The sequence below is a fragment of the Shouchella tritolerans genome (assembly GCF_025770735.1).
GTDB classification, from domain to species: Bacteria; Bacillota; Bacilli; order Bacillales; family Bacillaceae_D; genus Shouchella; species Shouchella tritolerans.
In genome coordinates this window covers 117090-139085 of the sequence record NZ_JAODPB010000003.1, presented here as the reverse complement: position 1 = coordinate 139085, position 21996 = coordinate 117090, and the positions used below count along the sequence as shown (strand labels likewise).

The 21996-nt window shown below is 45.2% G+C and carries 20 protein-coding genes; 4 read left to right on the top strand and 16 right to left on the bottom strand.

The features are described 5' to 3' along the window. Window positions 1-351 precede the first annotated feature (351 nt). The 13 genes from N6H06_RS11150 to murQ all read right to left on the bottom strand — a co-directional run bounded on the left by N6H06_RS11150 (window position 352) and on the right by murQ (window position 13101). The gene (locus N6H06_RS11150; protein ID WP_062748853.1) at window positions 352-873 is read right to left on the bottom strand and encodes a 5' nucleotidase, NT5C type; all 522 of its coding nucleotides are present in this window, start codon (window positions 871-873) and stop codon (window positions 352-354) included. Between the two features lie 231 nt (window positions 874-1104). Further along, on the bottom strand, window positions 1105-1335 hold the full coding sequence (locus N6H06_RS11145) for a hypothetical protein (protein WP_213029071.1): 231 nt from the start codon (window positions 1333-1335) through the stop codon (window positions 1105-1107). Window positions 1336-1356: 21 nt separating this feature from the next. Next, window positions 1357-1611, bottom strand: coding sequence for a hypothetical protein (locus N6H06_RS11140; protein ID WP_213029070.1), 255 nt, complete (start codon window positions 1609-1611; stop codon window positions 1357-1359). Between the two features lie 257 nt (window positions 1612-1868). Further along, on the bottom strand, window positions 1869-2822 hold the full coding sequence (locus N6H06_RS11135; RefSeq protein ID WP_062748858.1) for a glycoside hydrolase family 5 protein: 954 nt from the start codon (window positions 2820-2822) through the stop codon (window positions 1869-1871). 28 nt (window positions 2823-2850) lie between these two features. Then, window positions 2851-4113 (bottom strand): ABC transporter substrate-binding protein, encoded by a 1263-nt coding sequence (locus N6H06_RS11130; protein ID WP_193754502.1) that lies wholly within the window; start codon window positions 4111-4113, stop codon window positions 2851-2853. A gap of 140 nt (window positions 4114-4253) precedes the next feature. After that, entirely contained in the window at window positions 4254-5180 is a 927-nt protein-coding gene (locus N6H06_RS11125) for a carbohydrate ABC transporter permease (protein ID WP_238583339.1), read from the bottom strand. A gap of 17 nt (window positions 5181-5197) precedes the next feature. After that, window positions 5198-6100, bottom strand: coding sequence for a carbohydrate ABC transporter permease (locus N6H06_RS11120; RefSeq protein WP_062748862.1), 903 nt, complete (start codon window positions 6098-6100; stop codon window positions 5198-5200). 24 nt (window positions 6101-6124) lie between these two features. Next, window positions 6125-7057 carry an ROK family protein gene (locus N6H06_RS11115; RefSeq protein WP_263707286.1) on the bottom strand — a complete coding sequence of 311 codons (933 nt, stop codon included), beginning with the start codon at window positions 7055-7057 and terminating at the stop codon, window positions 6125-6127. Beyond that, the gene (locus N6H06_RS11110; RefSeq protein WP_062748865.1) at window positions 7047-8435 is read right to left on the bottom strand and encodes a glycoside hydrolase family 1 protein; all 1389 of its coding nucleotides are present in this window, start codon (window positions 8433-8435) and stop codon (window positions 7047-7049) included. Before N6H06_RS11110 ends, N6H06_RS11115 begins: the two co-directional genes overlap by 11 nt. Before the next feature lie 171 nt (window positions 8436-8606). Beyond that, window positions 8607-9617: a LacI family DNA-binding transcriptional regulator gene (locus tag N6H06_RS11105; protein WP_213029066.1), complete on the bottom strand. Its 1011-nt coding sequence runs from the start codon at window positions 9615-9617 to the stop codon at window positions 8607-8609. A 141-nt stretch (window positions 9618-9758) separates the two neighbouring features. After that, window positions 9759-10817, bottom strand: a complete 1059-nt coding sequence (locus N6H06_RS11100) for a DUF871 domain-containing protein (protein ID WP_263706555.1) — start codon at window positions 10815-10817, stop codon at window positions 9759-9761. A gap of 18 nt (window positions 10818-10835) precedes the next feature. Then, the gene (locus N6H06_RS11095; RefSeq protein WP_062748871.1) at window positions 10836-12188 is read right to left on the bottom strand and encodes a PTS transporter subunit EIIC; all 1353 of its coding nucleotides are present in this window, start codon (window positions 12186-12188) and stop codon (window positions 10836-10838) included. 22 nt (window positions 12189-12210) lie between these two features. Continuing rightward, window positions 12211-13101: an N-acetylmuramic acid 6-phosphate etherase gene (gene murQ, locus N6H06_RS11090; protein WP_062748873.1), complete on the bottom strand. Its 891-nt coding sequence runs from the start codon at window positions 13099-13101 to the stop codon at window positions 12211-12213. 201 nt (window positions 13102-13302) lie between these two features. Here murQ and N6H06_RS11085 point away from each other — a divergent pair, with 201 nt between their 5' ends. The 4 genes from N6H06_RS11085 to pdxA all read left to right on the top strand — a co-directional run bounded on the left by N6H06_RS11085 (window position 13303) and on the right by pdxA (window position 18331). Continuing rightward, a complete protein-coding gene (locus tag N6H06_RS11085) occupies window positions 13303-14898 on the top strand; it encodes a sigma-54-dependent Fis family transcriptional regulator (RefSeq protein WP_213029064.1) in 1596 nt (531 codons plus the stop codon). A gap of 139 nt (window positions 14899-15037) precedes the next feature. Further along, window positions 15038-16024, top strand: coding sequence for a 2-keto-3-deoxygluconate permease (locus N6H06_RS11080; protein WP_062748877.1), 987 nt, complete (start codon window positions 15038-15040; stop codon window positions 16022-16024). Between the two features lie 16 nt (window positions 16025-16040). Beyond that, the gene (locus N6H06_RS11075) at window positions 16041-17342 is read left to right on the top strand and encodes a four-carbon acid sugar kinase family protein (protein ID WP_263706550.1); all 1302 of its coding nucleotides are present in this window, start codon (window positions 16041-16043) and stop codon (window positions 17340-17342) included. Next, a complete protein-coding gene (gene pdxA / locus N6H06_RS11070) occupies window positions 17339-18331 on the top strand; it encodes a 4-hydroxythreonine-4-phosphate dehydrogenase PdxA (RefSeq protein ID WP_062748881.1) in 993 nt (330 codons plus the stop codon). The genes N6H06_RS11075 and pdxA overlap by 4 nt, the downstream gene beginning before the upstream one ends. Before the next feature lie 73 nt (window positions 18332-18404). Here pdxA and N6H06_RS11065 read toward each other — a convergent pair whose 3' ends face one another. The 3 genes from N6H06_RS11065 to N6H06_RS11055 all read right to left on the bottom strand — a co-directional run bounded on the left by N6H06_RS11065 (window position 18405) and on the right by N6H06_RS11055 (window position 21881). Beyond that, the gene (locus N6H06_RS11065) at window positions 18405-19253 is read right to left on the bottom strand and encodes a MurR/RpiR family transcriptional regulator (protein WP_263706548.1); all 849 of its coding nucleotides are present in this window, start codon (window positions 19251-19253) and stop codon (window positions 18405-18407) included. Between the two features lie 122 nt (window positions 19254-19375). After that, complete coding sequence (locus N6H06_RS11060) at window positions 19376-21118, bottom strand: ABC transporter ATP-binding protein (protein WP_249413909.1); 1743 nt, start codon at window positions 21116-21118, stop codon at window positions 19376-19378. Further along, window positions 21108-21881, bottom strand: a complete 774-nt coding sequence (locus N6H06_RS11055; RefSeq protein WP_213029062.1) for a MerR family transcriptional regulator — start codon at window positions 21879-21881, stop codon at window positions 21108-21110. Before N6H06_RS11055 ends, N6H06_RS11060 begins: the two co-directional genes overlap by 11 nt. Window positions 21882-21996 lie beyond the last annotated feature (115 nt).

Below are 21996 nucleotides of genomic sequence, written 5' to 3'. Positions count from 1 at the left end.
GCTGAGCAAATGTAACGTTAACCTGAGGGGAGACAACTCATTGCCTTCCCTCTTCACCCCTCGTACGATTACCTCACTTTTATTTAAAAAATATTCCGTTATTTTCCAGAAGACGTTCCAAATTATCTAGAGAAAATGAAAAACGGTAAAATTACTGGAAAAGTAGTAGCGGAGCTTTACTAGCAACCATTAATACGAACCAAAAAACGAAAATCATGATAGTGTGCAAGTGTACGAGGAGCCGCAACAGCTAGGGAATCAACAAAGGAGCAAAAGTAATAGCGACTAACACGCAGTTAGAAAACCGGTTATAAAAAAGCAGCCTAGCGGCTGCTTTTTCACCCTCCGGGTTTACAGAAAATAGTCTCTGACATCAAGCCAGTTATGGACACGGGGATAACCTGTTACGTTCACATTGTGGGGGGATGTAAACAAAATCCCTTTCCCTGAAAACCGTTCTAATTGGCGAACATTATCGTCAATCAAATAGTCGGCGTGGATGATGCTTTTATCGCCACAAAAGACAATATTTTGGTCATCAATAAATGGAAAATGTTCTTTGAGCCATTCGTACTTTGCATTAAAGGATGTTGGAAAATCCATTGCCGCCGTCGCTACAAAAATTTCGTACGACTGGGCCAGTTCCTCTACTACCTCTTGGCAATTTTCCATGACCTCCAGATCGCGGAAATAAGTAGGGTCGAGCAAGTAGCTGCGGATTTCTTTTACTAACTCAGGGCGAAGCTCCCTTAGCTTTTTGCCGTGTAAATCATCCGTTGTTAGTTGTTCGCCAAAATCTCTATTAAACAGCGCCAAATGCTTTTTGTTAAAGTCGGCCATCACTTCATCCATGTCAATTGCAATTCGTTTCATCATTCCACCCCTAATTGATTGTTCTCCTAATAGATTACCATAGTTTTTAGAAACAGGTTGCCTGACAAACGTATCGTCACCTAAGTCCCATGCCCTAGAGGGGGTATGTCGTTTTTCGCACTGCAATTGATGACATTGCGATTGTGGCCCCTACAAGCAGCAATACTCGGAGAATTAGAAGCGGCCTTTTCCCGGCTGAATTGGAAAAAGACCACTCGATTTTAAGGCGATTTAATCTTGTATTGATTGATCTTCTGTTTGCAAAAACCGTACATGATTGACAGCCTTTACGTCGATAAATTGGCTTGTGTCTGGCCCATATCCATAACCATCGGTTCCATCAATAATCAGCAATTTAGGGGTCACACGGACAAGTATGCCTTCAATAAAATTTGTATCTGTGGCTATCTCCACTCGCGCATCGAGACGTCGAGCTAGCCTCTTATAAAAAGAATTGCACAAATGCTTTGCCTCCTTCCGCTTTCAGCTTAGTGACTTGACCGTTTCGATTTTGGCGATGCGGACAAGCACGTCTGCACCTATCTCATCCAACAATTCAATATAGTCTTTCCCAACGACCACTAATTCACCAGCGAGAAAGCCGAAAGGTGTCGAAATTTCGATTTGTTTGCCGATGAGGCCATGTAGCAGCTCTCTTTTCGCACGCGCCTTTTTCCAGCATCTTGGGAACCAAAGCAACAAAAAAAAGTTTTTTAGTGCATACCAAACACGTAACATTTTTCCCCTCCTTTGCATCTTCTTTAGTAAATGCAAAATAGAGTATATTTGCTTGTGAGATTCGCCTATGCATCGTTTAAAATCCACGAATTGCACTGATTAGCCATCCTTGTTTTTGCAGTAATAACACGAATCCAATACTGCTTCCGTCGTTAGATCGCTAAAGCCTCCCTTTAGCATAATGGTTGTTCTAACATCTTACGAATACAGCAAAAAGGACTGAGACTGCATAAGCAGCACCCAGCCCTTTCTATTGATTAATCACTCTTAAGCCCATTTTCACCATAGACAATCCGTTCGCCCCATCTCGTCAATGGGCCTGATGGGCCTTCAGCTAAATCCAAATATTCAACACCCCCGCTGTTGCCATACCATGACCAAGCAAGCCAGCCCACTTGCCGCTCTGCTGTATAGGCCAAAATCGCATCTTCATCAACATCGCCATCATGATGCCTATGGCCAAATTCACCAATTACAACAGCAAGATTTTCAGCTAGTACACGATCAATGTTATAGGCAACTGTCTTCCTGTCAGCTCCTGCATATTCGTACATATGAATGGAAAACATTGTGTTTTTTAATGGATCAGACGCAAACACATCGGCTCCCCGCTCGTGGATGGAGGCAGGGTACTGGCCCCAGCCTGCCGCATCAACCATTAGTGTATGGGAGAGGCCAGCGCTGCGCAAACGCGGAATCGCTTGTGCGTATGCCTCTGCCCAAACGTCGCTCCTCCACGACCCATACCATTCATTGGCAATGTTAATGATCACTCGGTCTTCTGTCCCCTTTAGAACATTGGCCATTTCGATCCAATAATCGACTACTTTATCTAAATCATCGGGATTGTCACTTCCTGTAGCGTCATGGACTTCAAGCACGGTTGTCAATCCATGTTTTTCTGTGGCAGCCAGTACACGGGCAAGCTCAGAGGCATCATCCTTTTCCCATTGCTGTCCATTGGATAAGACCATTCTCACCGTGTTCGCCCCTGTTTCCGCTATGGCAGGGATTGCTACCTCCAAGTCTTGCTTAAACCAAGAATGTCCATGGTTGACGCCACGCATAACGTAAGGATCGCCATTTTTGTCCAACAACTCTGTACCTTTTACGTGAAATCCGTTTTGTGCAAATGCTAAACCGCTACTGTATACAAACAAAACCAACACCACCACTAGTGCTCCAACCCATTGTAACCGTTTACGATTCATACGCTCCAAATCCTCCTTACCAATGATATTAGTCCATCTCAAATTCTGTACGAAGCCGGTCTGCTAGTTCTCCTAAAGCTTCCTCTGCATCCACATCCCGGGTTTCATCCATGATCTGGTCGATCACAGGCTGAATGTTAGAGACAGCCTCTAACTTGTCTGGAAACATGCTTTGCACGACTGTGTTTTCTTCCATGATCGTCTGGAATGCTTCGACATTTTCTGGTACCCATTGGCCTTCGGCAAATGTATGTGATTCACGAATGACTGACGGATTGGCACCAACGATGTTCGCCTGGATGGACTGGCCTTCGCCATGGGTTAAAAATTCTAACAGCTTCCATGCTTCTTCAGGATGGTCTGTTTGCGATCCAATGCCGATCGGCAATCCAAGCAACTGCGATTTGTTCCCAGCTTTCCCTGCCGGCACTTCAACAATGTCCCATTCAAACTCTCCGTCTTCTGCGTATTGGCGCCAATGCCACGGCCCTGCATAGGCCATTGCTGCCCGATTCGCTAAAAACAGATCACCAAGCCCTTCCGATTCAGTTGCCAATGGGGCGACGCGATGGACATGCACCAAGTCATGCATAAAATCAATAGCTTCGATTGTTTCTGGTGAATCTAACTCGACTTTAGACCCATCCATATTAAACGAAGCACCGCCGTTTTGGACAATCATTTCTTCCCACATCAGCCCGGCAATCCCAAACTGGACAATCTTCCCGTCTTCTTCAATCGTTGTCGCTTTTGCTGCTTCTAAAAAGTCGTCCCATGTCCAGCCAGCTTCCGGATAAGGATGGCCTGCCCCGTCAAACATATCTTTGTTATAAACAATATGATGAGAAGTCAAATCCCTTGGCATCGCATACCGCCCGCCTTCCCACGATCCGATGTCCCACGCTCCAGGCAAATATTCGTCTTCTTTTATGCCACTCTCTTCAATGAATTCGTCAAGCTCCATTAACATTCCTTGGTTTACATAGTCGATTAAGGCTGTATCAATCATCCAAAACACATCCGGTTGGTTCCCCCCAGCCGACATCGTTGTTAGCCGTTCAATGTAATTATCCCAAGGAACGTGGCTTAGTTCGACTTTAATGCCAGGGTTTCTTTCCTCAAACACATCAAGGATTTCACGCTCTCCTTTAAGTTCCTCTGGACCGTTTCCCCAAATAAGCATCCGCAACGTTACATCGCCGCCATCACTTGAGGCATTTTCGTCGCCTCCACAAGCAGAAAGAGCCCATAACGAGGCTAACGCGATTGGTGCATACATCCATCTTTTCATCCATCTCATCTCCCTTAAATGTATAATTTCGTCACCTCTATGGCCGTAAAATGTGGAAAATAAACGCCAAGATGAATGGGCCGTTAACAAGGTAGGAGCCACGTTCCCGAAAACAAACAAATCCGCTTGCCTAAAAGCCACTACCCTTTAATTCCTGACAAGGCAATTCCTTGGATAAAATGCTTTTGTGCAATGAAAAACAGTACGACGAGTGGGAAAATCACCATTGTACTTGCAGCCATCATCGGCCCCCATTGCATCGTTTGCTGTCCATTAAACATTTGCAAACCAAGGGCTAGCGTATATTTATCGATATCATTTAAGTAAATCAACGGTGTCAAAAAGTCATTCCAGCTCCCCATAAATGAAAGGATTGCAACCGTTATGAGCGCTGGTTTCGATAGGGGGACGACGATCCGCCAAAAGATGCCAAACAAGCTGCAGCCATCAATGATGGCTGATTCCTCTAATTCCTTAGGAATGGCTCGAAAAAATTGGCGCAATAAAAAGATAAAGAAAGCGTTTCCTAAAAAAGCAGGAACGACCAATGGCAAGAATGTGTTCACCCAGCCAAGCTCTGTAAAAATCAAATACACGGGGATCATCGTCACCTGGGGCGGCAGCATCATCGTGCAAAGCAATAAAATAAACCAGAAGTTCCTGCCCCTTCCCTTAATTCGCGCAAACGCATAAGCGACAACTGCACTGGAAGCGACAGTGCCGATAACCGTCAGCCCTGTCACCACGATCGTGTTCCAATAAAACTGCAAAAAAGGCACCAATTCAAATACTTCTCGGTAGTTGGCAAAATCAAACGGCGCTGGCCATAGAGTCGGCGGGTAGGAGATCGCTTGTGACTCAGTTTTGATTGATGTGGACACCATCCATAAAAAAGGAAGAATAAACAAAATCGATAACACGACAAGCATCAGATAAATCATTAAACGGTCTATTTTCTTTTGCCTAGTGTGATTTTTAAAAACCGGCTTTGTCTGATTGATCGGGTCTGGCATTCTTCCAGGCGTGATCGGTTCGATTTGCCGATTTGCTTGGTACCGTTCCTCCAAAGCATTTCCCCCTTTCTTTAGTCGTCATATTCGTAATAAACTTTCTTGCCAAAAAATTTGAATTGCAGCAATGTGAAGATCAAAACAATGACAAACAATATCCAAGCAAGTGCGGATGCATAGCCCATATTAAAAAACTCAAATGCATTTTGGTAGAGGTAGAGCACGTAAAACAAAGACGCATAATTTGGCCCGCCGCCACTCATCACATAAGCTTGAGTGAACACTTGGAAAGATCCGATCACGCCCATAATCAAATTGAAAAAAATTACATGCGAAGTCATTGGGATTGTAATGTGCCAGAACTTCCGCCACTTTCCAGCCCCATCAATCTCAGCAGCCTCATACAAACTTGGAGGTACACCTTGCAAGCCAGCCAAATAAATAATCATTCCGCCACCAACACCCCAGAGGCTCATAATAATCAATGCTGGCTTCACCATCGACTCACTTAATAGCCAGCGAGAAGTCGGCAAACCAACAAAATCAAGGAGCGCATTCGCCAAACCAAACTCAGGTTGGAAAATAAGCACCCATAACAGCGAGCTTGCTACGGCAGGAACGATCGATGGTAAATAAAAGATCGTTCTAAAAAACCCCATAAACTTCACTTTTTGGTTGAGAAGCACCGCCAACAAATAGCCGAAAGCAAGTCCGAGGGGAACACCAAGAAACGTATAGAAAAACGTGTTCCACATCGTTTTCCAAAACAACGGATCATGAAAAAACAAACGTTCATAGTTTTCGAGGCCGATCCATTCAGCACCGCCCATTACTTGCCACTCTGTAAACGACATATAAAACGAGTAAATCATTGGCCCCGCGGCCAATGCTAAAAATCCAATGAGCCACGGGGAAATAAACAAGTAAAATGCTAGCGTTTTGCTTTTGCGCAACCTCGCCAATGATGGCTGATTCATGCATTTCCTCCTCTCAACGCATGGTTACCCAGCAATTTCTGGTTTTGGACGAAAGGACTGGTTAAAGTAAGCGACAGCTCCAATTAAATTGGCATCATTGCCAAATCGGCATTTGCATAAATTAGGCCGCAAATTCGCCATTGAATTGGCTTTAATAAGCAAATCGATTTTCTCGTAAATACGTGGAATGTAATCGCTTCGTTCACTAATTGCGCCGCCAATGAGAATCGCTTCTGGATCATAGGCAAATTGTAAATTATACAAGCCTACTGCCAAATAATAAAAATGCCGATCGACTTCCCTACTAGCGACTTCATCACCATTTTCGGCCAGTTCAAATACGCGAACAGCATCGACATTTGTTCGTTTCGCAGCAGATACTCGTTTCGCCAGTTCAACTGGTGATGTGATGCCGCTGAACGTTTCGCCGCCCTTATTCATAACCATGTAGCCAAATTCACCGCCGTAGCCATTCGCTCCTCGATGAAGGGTACCGTCCTTAATGATCGCACCACCTATGCCCGATCCAGATACAACCATAATGATGTCTTTCATTTTTTTTGCACGCCCTAGCCACATTTCCGCAAGAGCCGCGCAGTTCGCATCATTTTCAAAGCTGACTGCTAACTGCATGCACTCCTGTGCTTTCGGCTTAAATGGCACTTCATGCAAGTAAGGGATGGCGCTGCCGCCGTCGATAAACCCCGTTGTTTGGTTTGGTATTCCAGGCGTGCTGAATGCGGCGCCTGAAAGTGTATAATCAGCGGTATAACGACGTTTTATGTCTTGTAACAATTCAAACAAAAGCGCCATACTTGCTGGCGTCACATCGCTGCCCTTTTGCAATATGTCCCCTTTAGCTGTTACTACGCCATGTTTAATGGTCGTCCCGCCGATGTCGAATGCCAACAAATTCAGATGCTTTCTCTCCCTTCCAACAACTTCGCTAAAAGCCATTGTTTTCAATTACCGTTTTAAACCACCAGCCACTTTTCTTAACCGTCCGTTTGCCATCGTTTTCTAAATCAACAGACACAAATCCATAGCGGTTTTTATAAGCATTTGTCCACGACCAATTGTCCATAAACGTCCACAAATGGTACCCTTTCACATTGGCGCCCTCCGTCAGCGCTTTATGGAGCCAGCGCAAATGGTTCGAGATGAATTCAATTCGGTAATCATCTTGTATGACACCAGCTTCATCACGAAACTTTTCTTCGCCTTCAACGCCCATTCCGTTTTCCGAAATAAAGCATTCGATATTTCCATAATGGTCCTTTACGTTCATCAATAAATCATAGATGCCTTTTTCGTAAATTTCCCAGCCACGATGGGGATTGATTTTTTTGCCAGGCATATCATAGCCATCAAAAAATGATCCAGGCATAAGCGGTCCCTCTCCTATAGGCGTTTCTTTCGCTTTCACTCGCCGAGGTTGATAATAATTGATGCCTAGTAAGTCGACTGTGTTGGCGGCAATTAGCGCTTTGTCGCCTTCTTCTACATGAGGCATAAGGCCATATTGTTTTAAAATTTCCACTAGTTCTTGCGGAAAAGTCCCTTTTACAGACGGATCGAGAAAAGAACGGTTAAAAAAAGCATCAGCGCGTTTAGCCGCTTCTACATCTCGTTCAATTTCCTCTGAACGAGGGTAGGATGGCGTTAAGTTTAAAATGATGCCGATTTTGCCTTCTTGCCCTAAACGGCGGTAGCGTTCAATTGCTAGAGCACTGGAAAGCATTGTATGGTAGCCAACTTGAACTGCCCGCTTGAAATCAACGACTTTCGGGTAATGAAACTCGTATAAATAACCGCCTTCCACTGGCACAATCGGTTCATTATGGGTAAACCACGTTTTCACACGGTCCCCGAAATACGTAAAGCATATTTCTGCGTAACGAGCAAATGCATACGCAACTTCACGGTTTTCAAAGCCGCCTATTTTCTGCATCGCCATTGGCATATCAAAGTGAAACAAGTTAACAAATGGCGTAATCCCTGCAGCAAGTAATTCATTAATGACTTGATCGTAAAAGTGAACGGCTTTTTCGTTCACCTCGCCATGTCCTGAAGGAATAAGCCTTGACCATGAGATTGAGAAACGAAATGAGGTATGGCCAAGTTTTTTCATCAAAGCAATGTCTTCTTTATAGCGATCATAAAATTGCGATGTTTTGGCTGGCCCTACCTCGTTAAAAAAACGGTTTGGCTCCGTTTCATACCAGTGATCCCAAATATTTTTGCCTTTGCCGTCACGGTCTGCCGCGCCTTCAATTTGCGTGGCCGACACAGCTGTCCCCCACCAAAAGTCCGGTGGAAACCGATACGTCGTCATCGTTCTCCCCTTTTCCAACGAATGTTGTTGTCTCATTCGTTTTTTAAGTTAACGTTTAAGTAAAAATAAAGATAAGATAACCTTAATATGAAAGCGTTTACGAGTCAATAGGAAAAATGAAAATAAAAAAACAGCTTTTTCAAGCTGTTGGAAGAAGTACGTTTTAGTTGTTCAATCATGTTGAATGTTTTTAACAGATTCGCGGAAGACAATCGATCCTTTGATTAACATCCTGCCGTAGCCAACGCTGCCTTTATCGCCTTCAAGCTTTTCAATCATTCGTTTTGTGGCTACTTTGGCCATCTCTTCTACATCGACTTCCACTGTTGTTAAAGGCGGGGTCGACAATGTTGCGTAAATATCATTATCAAAGCCAACAACAGAGCAGTCTTCTGGGACACGGACCCCGCTATCCGTTAACTTTTTAATAAGCAAATAGCCTACGTGGTCGCAATTGCACACAAAAGCAGTCGGCAACGTTTCCGGCAATACGAAATCAATAAAACGGCCTGAATCATCCCGATCACTGACCAAGTTACGTTCATTGAAAGGGAGCCGGTGTTCTAGCAACGATTTATACATTCCTAAAAAACGGTCTTGGATACTACTTGTTGTGTGAACATTGCCAACGAACCCAATTTCACGGTGACCTTGGCTAATTAAATAATTCGTCAACTCGTAAACAGCGTAAAAATTATCAGTAACGACCACATCTGCATTTAATTGATCCATATAAAAATCAAGGAATACAAGGGGCACGTTTTCTTTTACTACATGTTCGATGTATTCTTTTTTTGGCTGGCCCAGTGCGATAACGCCGTCAGCTCTGTTTTCTAGAAATGCTTTCGGCAGCATGAGCCGCTCTTCATCATCAGAACTCAATATTTGCAAGATGCCATAGTAATCATAGGATTCAAGCACCGATATGATTTGCCTGTAAAACTTTAAATAAAATGCTTGCTCATCACCGGCGAATCGTTCAGGGATTAAAATGACGATATTATTGGTGCGCCCGCTTCTCATCGACTTAGCGGCCGCATGAAAGCGATAGCCCATTTCAGCAGCTATCTGCTTGATTTTTCGTTTCATATCATCGCTTACGCCTTCTTTATCATTCAGCGCTTTTGAGACCGTTACCGTACTCACACCAGCTTTTTTCGCGATATCACCCATCGTGACCATCTTACCACTCCTTCTCACGTTCCAACTATAGTTTACCTTTTCAGAACGATTCTGTTAAGCGAAGGATGGAGCGAGAAAATTTAACGATAAAGTAACAACACGAACAGCAAGACCAACAGGAGCAGGTACAACCTGCTCCTGTTATATCCATTTAAACTTCCACTTTTGCCCGCCTTTTATGCGCTTGATTAACGGCATATCGTTGTCGATTACGCGGCCTAGCACATTTACTTTTTCATCAGCAGGCAAGTCTGTTTTTGTAATTTGTACTTCGCCTTGGTAACGGCCATAACGGTTATTGTCGATTGTCACGGTGCCAATAGGTCGTGCCACCGTGTTTACCGGCGTTACATCTCGCTTTCCAATCGATGCGAAGGAACGAGACGACTCCGACCTGAGAACATCACGGGCTGCATCTTTGCGGTTGCGGTGTTTTTCCTCTAAATCAACGACATTCTCACCCGCTGCCTGCACCCTCAACAGCACTGCTTTTTCATTATGATAGACGTGAAATTGCTCAAAGCTGCTATCAGACAAGCCCTTGTCGCCGACTAAAATCGTTTCAATGCCTTCGCCTTCATATAGATCAAGAAACGAGGCAAACGGCGACATCTCCCGATGGTCTTCAAGTGTCGGCAAACCCTTGAACAGCGGACCCCTTGGTACATCACCAGGGATAAACGCCATCACCGAGAAGCCCATTTCAGAAAGAAATGTGTTTGTCTGCCGAAAGTCTTCTCGGCTTAACCCCGTCTCAGGGCGAGGGTAAAAATTGTGCCACACCTCGACTTTGTTTGGATCGAGGCCAGCTTGGCGCAATGCGATGGCTTCCCTTTTATCGAGGGTGCTTGCATTTAAGACAATTTGCATCTCTTGTGATAGGCGCACCACCGTCTCGTTCGCCACCCCATAATCGATACGCAGTCCTGTAACGCCCCACTCTTTTAAGTTGCTCGCTTGTTGCCATGACAAATTTAAATGTTTCATTGAGTCAGGCGACACATCGCATATGAGCCGCATATGATTCGCTTTGGCAAACTTTCCAACTTGCTTGAGTCGTTCTGCATACAAAGAAGCATCGTCTTCAGGGATGTGCAATGAAGTAAACAGTACATTAAATCCAGCGGCAGCGGCTTTTTTTAAATAAGCTTCTTGCTCTAAAAATGGCTGGCTGAGATAAACGGACACACCAAGCTTCACTCTTTCTCCACCTCCAGCTTAAATGTCTTTCGCCATTTCTTCTTTAAAACCGAACATGTAGGTAAACAGAAAACCAAACAAATAAGCTAGCGCAATACCGCCTAAGTAGTAGAGGTATTTGCCTTCCGCAATTAACGGTGTAAGGGACAAGCCGGAAACGCCGATTCCTGTGGCGCCTGTGGTAAATATTGCTTGCATGGCCCCGCCAACAGCTGCGCCTAAGCTGGCTGTCACAAACGGGCGTCCAAGTGGGAGCGTTACCCCGTAAAGCAACGGTTCCCCGATACCAAGGAAGCCAACAGGCAAGCCGCCTTTAATAATATTGCGCAGACGGGGATTCCGTGTTTTAACAAAGATAGCGATTGCTGCTCCAACCTGGCCTGCTCCTGCCATTGCTAAAATTGGTAACAGCGTTGTAAAACCGAATACATTAATGAGCTCGGCATGAATCGGCGTTAAGCCATGATGCAACCCAACCATGACTAGCGGAAGGAAAAAGCCTGCCATGAGCGCCCCAGCAATCGGCCCACCCATGTTTAAAATAAAGTGGATGCCAGATGTGATCCCATCCGATACAATACCGGCAACTGGCATGATCGCATAAATCGATAAAAAGCCAACAATAATGACAGTAAACAGCGATGTGAAAATGATATCGACCGATTTCGGAATGACTTTGCGGATGTGGCGTTCAAAGAACGTCATTAACCATGCCGCAAAAATGACGCCAAACAATCCGCCGCGGCCTGGCACAAGGGCTTCACCAAATACAGTCACCTCAGCAAGGGCCGGGTTAAAAATGAACATCCCGGCAATCGCTCCTAGCACCGGTGTCCCGCCAAATTCTTTAGCCGTATTCCAGCCAACCACAATCGCCAAATACGTAAATAGGCCGCCTCCTAAAATGGTCATTAGTAAGAGCCATGTATGCTCTTCTTTTTGCATGCCTGAGTTAATTAGAAAGTTGGCAACGCCATTAATGATTCCCGATGCGACGAGGCCTGGAATAAGGGGAATAAAAATATTCCCTAAGCTCCGCAAAAATTGTTTAAATGGTGTTTTGTTTTTCTTTTTCCGTTCTTCCTGTGCTTTGGCAGTCTGTTCTTCAAAAGACATTGACCCAGTGCGAGCGAGCTTTTTCATTTCTTCCGTAACGACATTGACGGTACCTGGGCCCACGACAATTTGCCATGTGTCGTCTTCAACGACTCCCATAACCCCTTCAATTTTCTTTAATGCATCCTGATTGACTAGGGCATCGTCTTTTACGGCAACACGGACACGCGTCATACAATGAGTAAGGGAATCGACATTTCCTTTCCCGCCAATATGTTCAAGAATTTCTGAGGCCATGCGTTGTTCTTTGTTCACACGTTTCCCCTTCTTTCACAAATTATTTTTCTACCGTTTTGCGAATAAACCCTTTGGCGCTTTGTAGTTTCGTAAGCGCTTCATCATAAGAGCAATCGAGCAAAATCATCACAATGGCTGCCTTCACATGCCCATTTGCTTTTTCGTAGTAGTCGTCTGCTGTCTCGTAGGTTGAATCGGTTGCCTCCATAATAATCCGTTTGGCGCGCTCAACTAGTTTTTGGTTTGTCGGTTGTACATCCACCATTAAATTTTGATAGACCTTGCCAATCCCAACCATTGCTGTTGTTGAAATCATATTTAAAATGAGTTTTTGGGCTGTTCCTGCTTTTAAGCGAGTTGATCCAGTCAACACTTCCGGCCCAGTTTCTACTTCAATCGCAACAGCAGCGTATTGGCTCATTTTCGCCTCCTTGTTGCAAGCAATGGACACCGTGTTAGCCCCACGAGCCTGGGCTTCTTTCAACACGCCAATCGCGTATGGCGTGCGGCCGCTAGCCGCAAGAGCAATAACCGTATCCTTGTCGCCTATATTTAAGCGGTTGCAATCATTTGCACCAGCACGCTCATCGTCTTCTGCTCCTTCGACTGCTTCTGTAAAAGCTTGCTCACCACCAGCGATTACGCCCCTTACCATTTCCGGTGTAACACCAAAAGTAGGTTTGCACTCAACAGCATCCAAGACACCTAGGCGTCCTGAAGTGCCAGCGCCAGCGTAAATGAGCCTTCCGCCCCGTTTGAAAGAGGCAACCACCAATTTAACTGCTTTTTCAATTTGCGGAAGTTGTTCTGCAATGGCTGTTGGCACTTTCGCATCTTCCGTATTCATCGTTTTTAAAATATCGTTGATCGGCATACTGTCAAGCGCCATTGTCGCTTGGTTGCGCGTTTCTGTTTTTAACTTATTAAGCAAAACATTCACCTCTTAATCAATAGCATGTTTATATGTTTATTATCGCTCCAAAGAAATAAAACGTCAACATAATTTTAATTTATTACGAAATAAAATTTCATAATAACCATCCGTCTGGCTATTATTGTTTTCCTTATTTGATCGTGGTACTTTCTAAAAGATGACGGCTTTGTAGTGCAGTTGCATGATGGAGGGAAAACGATGCGCAAAATACACGTTACGATCATTGCCCCTTATGAGGGCTTAGCAGAAATATTTAAACGAACACAAAACGAATTCGAACACCTCGATATGACAATCCATATAGCTGACCTTCAGCAATCTTTGCCTCTTTTGACAACGGAAGTACAAGCGCAGACCGATCTATTCATTAGCCGTGGTGGAACGGCCAAAGTGATTCGCACTCGGACAGAAAAACCTGTTGTTGAAGTTCCTATTTCTGGTTTTGATATTTTACGAATGATTTTGCTCATACAAGCGGAGCGGGAACAAACAGAAATTATTGCCTTTGAAAACATTTCCCTTAGCTTTACCAAGGTAACAGAGTTAATCGAAACCGATATTCCAATCACAGCAGTCACAAGGGAAGAAGAAGTGGAGCCAGCCATTATTGCCGCCAAGGCAGCCGGGCGAAAAATGATAGTCGGCGATGCCATTACAACCAGCTTAGCAAACAAACATGGGTTGGAAGGAATTTTGATTACATCTGGAGAAGAATCTGTAAGAACCGCACTTGAGCAAGCGGACCTTCTAGGCAAAAAGATGCATGACAGTAAGCAAGAGCATAAATATTTTCGTTCTGCCTTTTTTCAGTCTGGCCAGTTGCAGCTTTTGGCTGATGGAACTGGGCATGTGTTTGCTGTAAGCGACAAGCTACAAGAGAATCAAGCGGTGCTTAAAGCAGCCACCAGCCAGTTACATTCACTTATTCAAAACAAAACGCACTCTGTCTTTACAGAAGTAGCTGGAACCTACGTTTGCTTTACTGTAAAAAATATTGGAACTGAAAACGCATCGACTTGGCTGTTGACGACTACTACTCTCCACCAATCACTGCCAAAAGGAGCCACAGTATTTGAAGTGCCTCATTTATCCGTACCGCTCGTCCTCGGGGCAAACGATTCACTTTCCCGCGACTATGAAGCCGCTGCCGGCAAACATTCTGTAGCGCTTATTGGCAAAAACGGGTCTGGAGAACAAGCGCTTGCAAGAGGCCTTTTGCCAGGATTGGCCATTACATGCCGTGCAAAAGATTTATTGCAAATGCCTGATTTTGAAGCAAATGGGCTTTCCCTGTTTATTACCCATGCGGAAGAACTTTCTACTACACAATGGAGACAACTAGAGGAAACGGTGCTTAAAACAACACCTTATGTCGTCCACAGCGAAAAACAGTTGTCTTTTTTAAACAACCTGCCAACTGTATCAATTCCGTCGCTGTGCGAACGCAAAGACGAATGGCCAGGCTTTTTAAGGCGCTTAATCGCGGAAGCGAACCAGCTATATGGCAAGCAAATTATCGGCTACCGGGGCAGCATTCACCCAGCCATTATGGGAAATTTAAATTGGTTAAAGGAGTTCATCTTCGCAAAAGTTGTTGCTACAAGCCAACCGTATATTGACTTTAGCGACAGTTGGTCGGAGAAAGGCTTTGCTCGAATTGATTTAGGGCAGACGCTGGAGGAAATGGAAAAAACGTTGATTAAACATGTACTTGAAGAGGAAGGCTATAACCAATCAAAAACAGCCGAACGTTTACAAATTAATCGAACAACATTGTGGAGAAAACTCAAATAATGTTGCTATTTGCAACATTATTTGAGTTTTGTATTGCAATTTCCAAAAGAAAGCGTATCATTTTTGCTGTAATCATTTCTTTTAAGCGTTTCCAGCTTGGAATTCGTTTCAAAATGAAACAGAAAGAAGGGATCTTCTGATGAAGGTAAAACAAAGCATTGAAAAAATCCCCGGAGGCATGATGGTTGTCCCGTTGCTTCTTGGTGCACTGATCAATACGGTTGCTCCTGACTTGCTAAGGATTGGCAACTTTACAGAAGCGCTCTTTGTAGATGGCGCGACTACCTTAATTGCTCTTTTCCTTTTATGCGCAGGCTCGCAAATTAACATACGCAGTTTCGGTGTTTCGTTTGGAAAGGGCTTTACGCTCTTGATGGTTAAATGGGTTTTTGGCGGCCTTATTGGTGTGCTAATTTATGTACTTGCTGGTGGTCCTGAAGGCTTATTCCTTGGCCTAGCTCCTGTTGCCGTCCTTGCGGCAATGACTAATTCCAACGGCGGTCTGTATGTCGCGCTTGCGGGGCAATATGGAAAAGGCGAAGACAAAGCGGCCTATTCTGTGCTTGCCATGAACGATGGCCCGCTCTTTACAATGCTGACGTTATCTATTGTTGGCGCAATGGGCATCCAAAGCGGCTATTTCTCAATCACAGCTTTCGTCGGTGTACTCTTGCCGATTTTAATCGGTTTTATTTTAGGTAATATGGATGAAGACATGCGCACATTCCTTGGAAAAGGCAGTGACATGCTCATTCCGGCATTCGCTTTCGCGCTTGGCATGAACATTAGCTTTACGTCTATTCTTGAAGGAGGCTTACCAGGTGTCGTGCTCGGCGTGCTCGTTGTCCTAGTAACCGGTATCTCTGGCTACTGGATATTTAAGTTGTTTAAATGGAATCCACTCGTCGGTGCAGCTGAAGGATCTACCGCCGGAAATGCAGTGGCAACACCAGCAGCCATTGCCGCGGCAAGCTCTGCTTTTGCATACAATGTTGAACTTGCGACTGTCCAAGTTGCAGCCAGTGTCGTGACTACAGCCATTTTGCTACCGATTTTTATCGGCTTTTTGGCTAAACGACTAGAGAAAAACGGCCAGCTTCCTGAAGAGGCGAGGCAACAAGCGTAAGGATAGGAGAGTCATCATGAAAATTGCCATTATTGCTGATGACCTTACCGGAGCAAATGACAGCGGCGTCCAGCTTGCCAAAGCAGGCTTGGACACAGTTGTCTGGCTCAATGGAAAAGGTTCGTCAGAAAATCGCGCAGAAGCAGTCGTGGTCGATACGGATAGCCGTGCCCTTCCTCCTAAAGAAGCGAAAGCGGCTGTCCACGCAGCCATGTCTGCATTAGCGCCTTACCATCCAAATTTGATTTTTAAAAAAGTCGATTCGACATTGCGAGGCAATGTCGGGGCAGAACTTGAAGCCACTGCCGAAGCTTGGAAACCTGAATGCATTTTGTTGGCGCCTAGTTTCCCTGCCAATAACCGTACAGTCGAGGATGGGATCCTTTACGTAAATGGCACGCCAATCGGAGAAACAGAGTTTGCCAGAAACGAAGCAGATCCTGTTTCTGACTCTGCCATTTCTGACCACATTGGCCACCAATATCGCGGTGCTATTGACCATATTCCAGAATCGTTATGGGCTGAAAAACCAGAAACAATTAGCGCTTGGCTTGATCGCAAAATCACTAACGAACAAACTGTCTTTATTTGCGATGCTGTTTCAATGGAAACACTCGAACGCATTGCTGCTTTTTCGCAGCAGCAGCCGAAACGACTGCTTTTGGCTGGTTCTGCAGGCTTATCGGATGCACTTGCGCAAACGATAGTATCGGGCACAAATACTCCATTTGCTGACCACCCCGTTAGCAGTGACCCCATCCTTTATCTCGTTGGCAGCATGAGCGAAGTAAGCAAGACACAAGTTGCCCATTTGCTCACGCACCCGCAAACAGAAGGGATTCGCCTCCATGCGGCAAAAGCAGCAAGCAATGACCGCCATACACAAACAAAAGAGTTAGAGCGAGTAGTGGCCGCTGCAGAAAAGACATTAGCGATCGGCAAAATACCCGTCATTTTCTCTGGGACTGAGCGCAAGGAAGTCGCAGAAGTATACGACTACGCGAAAACAACTAGCACCGCAATCAGCGAATTGGCAAAACGAATTGCCGATACGATTGCAGCGATCGGCTCGAAACTAATGGAGGCTCGCCATTTCCAAGCGATTATTATGACTGGTGGCGATACTGCAAAAGCACTATGCCGTCGTCTTAACATTGAAGAATTGCGTTTGTTTGATGAATTTGAACCGGGCATTCCTGTTGCCCAGTTTACTGGGAAACATCATCAGACATACGCCATTACGAAAGCAGGCGCCTTCGGCAACGAGCAAACTTTCTCGAACCTGTACCACCACTTTACTAAGGAGGAAGGCAAATGAGACCAATCATTGGCATTACCATGGGGGACGCAGCCGGTGTAGGCCCCGAAATCATCGCAAAAGCATTGGCGGATGAATCAACTTTTAAAATGGGACGTCCTGTCGTGATCGGTGATGCAGCTATAATGGAACGGGCTGTCCACATAACCGAAACGGAATTGAATGTTGTATCTGTATCAACAGTTGACGAATGTGTCTTTGAACCAGGAACGATTGAAGTCATTGACTTGCGCTTGTTAACGGAAGGCGTATCTTTCGGACAAGTTAGCGAGGCAGCAGGCAACGCCGCTTTCCGTTATGTTGAACGGGCAGTTGAGCTTGCTAAAGCGAAAAAAATTAATGCGATTTGCACAGCTCCATTAAACAAAGAAGCGATGCAAAAAGCAGGGCATATGTATCCAGGCCATACGGAAATTTTAGCTGAACTGACTGGGACAGCTGACTTTTCGATGATGCTATCTGCTCCAAATTTAAAAGTGATCCATTTGACAACACACGTAGGCTTGCGCAAAGCAATTGATATGATCACTCCAGAACGGACATATAAAGTTATTTCTTTAGCTCATGAAACACTTGCTGCCGCCGGGAACAAACAGCCAAAGATTGCTGTATGTGGTATCAACCCACACGCTGGTGAGAACGGCCTGTTCGGAGAAGGCGAAGAGGAAGAAAAATTGGTTCCTGCGATTGAAAAGGCGAGGGAAGAAGGGATCGATGTAGAAGGACCATACCCAGCTGACACACTGTTTTTCCGTGCTGCTCGCGGCGACTTTGACATCGTTGTCGCTTGCTACCACGACCAAGGCCATGTGCCAATAAAAGTAATGGGCTTAGAAGCAGGCGTAAACATCACTGTTGGCCTAAAAGGCGGCATTGTCCGTACGTCTGTTGACCACGGCACCGCCTTTGACATCGCCGGCAAAAACATAGCCGATGAACGGAGCCTTCTCGCCGCTTATCGTGACGCGGTTGAGCTTGCTCCTAAATAAAAAAGCTAGGCTTCACGTTGTTCTGTATAAAAAAGAGCTTTAGGCTTTGATTTGGCCTAAGGCTCTTTTTAGCTTAGCGGCGCAAGCGCAATGCTTCCTCACGCGCTTTTAAAAACGCGGTAATGGTGTCTTCGTCTTTTTCATGGAATACACTTAAATAAAGCGTATCAATAATGTTCAACTGCGTCATTCGCGAGGCGATCGTGCCGATGCGGAAGTCTTCCTCCACATTTGGCGTACAAAGAGTAATATCTGCCAACCTATACAATGGCGAGCGGTCCATTTTCGTAATCGCCACGACGGTGACGCCTTGCTTTTTTGCAAATGAGGCCAATTCCACTACATCCTGCGTTTTTCCCGACAAGCTGATTGCCACAAATATATCGCCTTTTTCCATATAAGGAATGAGCGAAAGATTATAATGGAAATCTTGAGAAGAAGATGCCTGATAGCCGATGCGCGTAAACTTATAGCTGCCGTCGAATGCAGCAGCGGCAGAGCCGCCGACTCCGTAAAAGACGATGCGCTTCGCTGTCATTAGGGCAGCAACAGCGGCTTCAAGTTGCTTTCGGTCTATCGATGATAGCGACAATTCGATCGCACTTTTATTCGTAAACGTCACTCTGCGGAACAAATCATAAGGCGCGTCTTTTTCTTGCAACGATGAAAAGTCGGTCAACCTTTCTTTTGAAGCCGTTACATCTTTCATCAGTTCCATTTTAAACAACCGGAAACTGTTAATTCCGATTTTCTTGCAAAAGCGGATGACACTTGCCTCACTGACTCCAGCGCGAGCGGACAGCTCTTTCGTCGTCATGCTTGGGATTTGGCTTGGACTGTCCAATATCGTTTGCCCAATTCGGGCCTCTGCCTCTGATAGGCTTTCCAGTTCTTTTTCGATTTGCGCGAGCAACGAACTCACTTTGGACGCACACCTTCCTACATGTCTTTCGTTTCATTATACCTGCTTTGGCGGCAATTACAAATTGGGAAATGGCTTTAATTACGCCTTAATCGAACGCAATAGGCGTGCGCTCGCTTTCCTTAATTGAACTGAAGCTGCTGACTTACCAGTTCCTTATAAAGTGGGTGTGTATCCAGCAATTCAGCGTGTGTGCCTGCACCCGTTACGTTTCCTTCCTCTAGTACAATCAATTGATCGGCATGCCTAACGGTCGCTAATCGATGGGCAATCACAAGTGTCGTCCGTCCCTCCATCAGCACTTCAAGGGCGTCCTGTACGAGTTTTTCCGACGAACTGTCCAAGTGTGCTGTTGCTTCGTCAAGAAGCAAGATTTCAGGATCGCGAATCATCGCCCGGGCGATCGCGAGGCGTTGCCGTTGTCCTCCTGATAAACGGACGCCTCGCTCTCCTACTTCCGTATCGTATTTGTCTGGAAGGGAGGCAATGAACGACTCTAAATTTGCATGCCTAACCGCTGCCGTGATTTTCTCTTCAGGGACATCTGTAAGCCCATAAACCAAATTAGAGCGGATCGTGCCTGCCATGATCGGCGAGTCTTGGGAAACATAGGCAATCTTTTGCCGCCACTCATGCAAAGGTAGGCGATGGATGGAATGACCCTTATATTGAATCGTACCGTCGTCTGGCACATAAAAACGTTCAATCAATGAGAACAATGTCGTCTTCCCTGCTCCACTTGGCCCAACAAAAGCGGTCACCTTGCCGATAGGAGCATCAAAATGCACCTCTTTTAAAATCGGCTTGTCAGCAGTGTAGCCAAAGGAAACTTCTTGGAAACTGAGTGTGCCTGCAGGCGCAACGGCTCCATCTACGTTTTCAGCATTCTTTTCCGGCTCAGCTCGCAATATCGTCTCAAGGCGTTCACTTGCGCCGAGCGCCTTTTGAAATTGAGTGAAAAAGCTGGCCATTTGTGTAAATGGCATTGCAATTTGAAATAAGTAAAAAATGATGGCGACAAGCGCTCCCGCCGACAGCGTCCCCGCCGAAACCCTCATGCCTCCGTAGCCAAAGATAACAACGAGCATAATGAGCATGGCGCTCATCATCAATGGTTGAATCACAGCCATAATTTTCCCTTCACGCATCCCAAAGCGAAACAGTTTTGCCATACGGGAGAGGCCGACTTTCTGTTCGACTCCTTCAGCAAGGGACGCCTTGACTAGGCGGATATCTGATAGAACGCGGCCTAAATCACCTTGAAAAGAGGCCGTTTCATCTTGTAAAGATTTAGACACTTTATACATACTGCGGCCTAAAGGAATCATGACGAGAAGCGAAGCCGGAACAACAGTCAGCATCATTAGCGTCATTTTCCAGTCAATTGCCAGAAGCAAGACGATCGAGCCAATAATCGAAACAATGCCCGAGAAAAACGGGATTAACTGCATCGTCAGAAAATCTTTTATGACAAGCGTATCATTGGTCATCCGGCTCATCAATTCTCCAGACGAGTGTCTGTCAAAAAAAGGGACAGGCAAATGGAGCATCCGTTGCCAAGCTTCTTTTCTTAGCGCGAACACAACTTTTTGACCAATGTACATCATCGTATAAAGGGCAAAGCCGGACATCACAAGTTGTGCTAAAAACACAGACGCAAGCAAAAACACCGTTTGGCCGTTTAAACCGACTGCATTCATTTCGTCCACGAAATTCATTGTTAATAGCGGGACAATGAGCGACAGGCTGGTTTCACCAATGACGAGAACCACTGCAAGAACGAGCCATGCCACCTTCGGCAAAAAAGGTTTGATCATGGACCAAAAGCGTCTAGCTCCCAATGAGCCGGCAAGTTCATGTTCCATCTTCTTCACCACTTCCATTTCTAAAATAAATTTCCATTGCTTTATCCGTATATTTTTGTAATCTTTCAGGGAGATGGATGAAAAACAGACTCTCATGTTCTACGAAAAACGTTTCAACATCGCCAAGCTCATCAATCACATTCGGAACCGATTTCATCGGAAAACTAGAAAATAGCTCTTTTACATAGCCTTGGACTTCTTCAGCTCCTGGATCCATGCCATTATGAAGCGCGTTTTTCATCCGTTTGTAAAAATAAGCACCTTGTTTGTCTATTTCCAGTTGTACTTCAGGATCATCATCATAAGCAAACAATTCATTCAATGAACTTTCAGGAAAATGGGCGATTAACGCGTCTTTTTGCCGTTTCTCCAAGCGGAAAGCATCAATGAGCACAAACAACAAATCATCGAGATCCTCTTCCTCGATCCCTTCTAAATCATATAAAGCCTCTGCACGCCGAATTGTCGCCAACACCTCTTCTATTTCCCATTTCTTTTGCTCAAGCATCTTTTTCTGAGCGGCTAGCATTTCCCGTGCACTCCAAGTAGAGGTATGAAGCTGTTCTTTCATGTCAGCAAGCGAGAAACCAAGATGCTTGAAAACTTGAATTTGCTGATACCGTTCCCATTCTTTACGCGTGTACAGTTTGTGCCCACTTTTATTTTGCCGTTCAGGCGTCAACAAACCAATTTGGTCGTAATAACGCAATGTCCGTACAGTGGTGCCGACTTTTTTGGCAAACATGCTAATCGTCATTTCCATCCTATTTCCCCCCTTTTCTCTATCGTAACCTGTAACGTAACGTCACACGCAAGCAACTCATCCCAATGAACAAAATCATTGCTGTTATTTACGACACAAAACTGTTACGGGATTC

What these genes read in the sequence shown, in the direction of transcription:
- N6H06_RS11150 (WP_062748853.1), bottom strand. Translation starts at nt 873, where the DNA reads ATGAAACGAATTGCAATTGACATGGATGAAGTGATGGCCGACTTTAAC.
- N6H06_RS11140 (WP_213029070.1), bottom strand. Translation starts at nt 1,611, where the DNA reads ATGTTACGTGTTTGGTATGCACTAAAAAACTTTTTTTTGTTGCTTTGG.
- N6H06_RS11135 (WP_062748858.1), bottom strand. Translation starts at nt 2,822, where the DNA reads ATGAATCGTAAACGGTTACAATGGGTTGGAGCACTAGTGGTGGTGTTG.
- N6H06_RS11130 (WP_193754502.1), bottom strand. Translation starts at nt 4,113, where the DNA reads ATGAAAAGATGGATGTATGCACCAATCGCGTTAGCCTCGTTATGGGCT.
- N6H06_RS11120 (WP_062748862.1), bottom strand. Translation starts at nt 6,100, where the DNA reads ATGAATCAGCCATCATTGGCGAGGTTGCGCAAAAGCAAAACGCTAGCA.
- N6H06_RS11115 (WP_263707286.1), bottom strand. Translation starts at nt 7,057, where the DNA reads ATGGCTTTTAGCGAAGTTGTTGGAAGGGAGAGAAAGCATCTGAATTTG.
- N6H06_RS11110 (WP_062748865.1), bottom strand. Translation starts at nt 8,435, where the DNA reads ATGACGACGTATCGGTTTCCACCGGACTTTTGGTGGGGGACAGCTGTG.
- N6H06_RS11105 (WP_213029066.1), bottom strand. Translation starts at nt 9,617, where the DNA reads ATGGTCACGATGGGTGATATCGCGAAAAAAGCTGGTGTGAGTACGGTA.
- N6H06_RS11085 (WP_213029064.1), top strand. Translation starts at nt 13,303, where the DNA reads ATGCGCAAAATACACGTTACGATCATTGCCCCTTATGAGGGCTTAGCA.
- N6H06_RS11080 (WP_062748877.1), top strand. Translation starts at nt 15,038, where the DNA reads ATGAAGGTAAAACAAAGCATTGAAAAAATCCCCGGAGGCATGATGGTT.
- N6H06_RS11075 (WP_263706550.1), top strand. Translation starts at nt 16,041, where the DNA reads ATGAAAATTGCCATTATTGCTGATGACCTTACCGGAGCAAATGACAGC.
- pdxA (WP_062748881.1), top strand. Translation starts at nt 17,339, where the DNA reads ATGAGACCAATCATTGGCATTACCATGGGGGACGCAGCCGGTGTAGGC.
- N6H06_RS11060 (WP_249413909.1), bottom strand. Translation starts at nt 21,118, where the DNA reads ATGGAACATGAACTTGCCGGCTCATTGGGAGCTAGACGCTTTTGGTCC.
- N6H06_RS11055 (WP_213029062.1), bottom strand. Translation starts at nt 21,881, where the DNA reads ATGGAAATGACGATTAGCATGTTTGCCAAAAAAGTCGGCACCACTGTA.